1 protein-coding gene is annotated in these 778 nt (G+C 49.0%); it reads right to left on the bottom strand.

The annotated features are described in order from the left end of the window. Window positions 1-778: ABC transporter permease (locus R7R78_RS25685; RefSeq protein WP_225474565.1), on the bottom strand; the 778-nt coding region annotated here is incomplete at both ends.

The raw sequence follows: 778 nt of genomic DNA on the forward strand, positions 1-778 counted from the left end.
GCCGACAATGAGACCTAGCATTAAGCCCATCATATTCTTTTCCATTTTTACAGCTTGGAAAAGCTCACCACGTTGTGCACGCCAATCACTCCACTGCCAACCTTCTGGCATCGGTTTATCAGCGAAATCCGTCACCATAAATGGGTCAGAGAAAAACACTCGCCAGCCAGATACGGTATCTTTGGGCAGGCGCATTAACTTAGCTGCATCCGCCATATTGACGATCATAAGCTGACCATCGACATCCGAACCGGTATTAAAAATACCAGCCACTGTGAAGTTGCGCTGACTAGGGATTCGACCAAGAGGGGTAAACTGCGTGGCGTTTGTCACCATTAAACGAACTTTGTCGCCAATAGAAACCTTAAGAGAGCGCGCTAAACTGTGGCCAAGAAACACTTTGTACTCTCCCGCTTGAAGAGAAGACAAACGACCCGCAATCAAATGGTTGGCAATCGGGTCGCCTTTCTTAGGCTCAATCCCAATCAAATAACCTGCCGTCAGTTGTGCCGAACTTTGAATTACCGCCTCTCCGCGAACAACAGGTTCTGGCTCAGCAACATCCGACATCGCTTGAATGAATTGCGGCGCAGACTCCGTCAGTGGAGTGCGACCATCATGTTGAGAAATCACCGCGTGAGGAAGAACACCAAGAATGCGCTCTTTCAGTTGTGCTTCGAATCCGTTCATAACCGAAAGCACAGTGACCAACGCCATCACACCGATCGTGATGCCCGCCGTCGACATATAAGAAACAAATCGGCTAAACCTATCTCCG

It is taken from the genome of Vibrio sp. 2134-1 (assembly GCF_033339495.1).